Below are 882 nucleotides of genomic sequence, written 5' to 3'. Positions count from 1 at the left end.
TGATTGCATCGAGTTGGGCCCCCGTGAGCGTGAGCGCATCATTGCCGGAACTACCGGTGAGGTTGCCGGTTTCAACACCGGTGATGGCTGTAACTCCGCCTGCAGAAATAGTCATCAAGCCGGCGACCATCGTGTTCAGCGTGTCACTGCCGTCATTCATGTTGATGGTTGGGAAGCCGTCCCATTGGGTCGCACTGACGGTGAAAGTCTGATCGTAGCCGTTGCCGCTCCCCTGATTGATGGCTGTCAAGGTCTCGACATTGCTGATGGTGCCGACGRATAAATCAACACTGGTGCCGTCTCCGGTGGAGGTGAAATTCAGGCTGTCACCGGCGCCGGCGCCGCCGTCGATAGATTCACCCGCGACGAACTGGCCGGTGGCTATATTGATCGTATCGTTGCCGCTGCCTCCGGTAATAGCATCCGCGCCTGCACCGCCGGTGATGACGAAGCCTTCACTCTGCCCACTCAAGTTGATAGTGACGCCGGCCAATGCTGTGGCTGCGGAGATCGCTTCGACGCCTTGTATCGACGCGTTAACCGCTCCCAACGTGTTCAGATCAGCGGAGGTCGAGGTAAGAGCGATTGTGTCGTTGGAACCAAGTCCCAGATTGATCGTGCCGGAGCCGATGATGATTGCATCGAGTTGGGCCCCCGTGAGCGTGAGCGCATCATTGCCGGAACTACCGGTGAGGTTGCCGGTTTCAACACCGGTGATGGCTGTAACTCCGCCTGCAGAAATAGTCATCAAGCCGGCGACCATCGTGTTCAGCGTGTCACTGCCGTCATTCATGTTGATGGTTGGGAAGCCGTCCCATTGKGTCTTCATGTTGATGGTTGGGAAGCCGTCCCATTGGGTCGCACTGACGGTGAAAGTCTGAT

General features: G+C 57.4%; 1 pseudogene. It reads right to left on the bottom strand.

Annotated features, from left to right (window positions below):
* Nucleotides 1–882 (bottom strand): annotated as a pseudogene (locus AC1DZP_RS36265) (hypothetical protein); the annotation flags it as partial.

Source organism: Mesorhizobium sp. P2_F8, from assembly GCF_056403655.1.
Note: the sequence above shows the minus strand (reverse complement) of the source record. Positions and strands in the feature narration are given on the sequence as shown.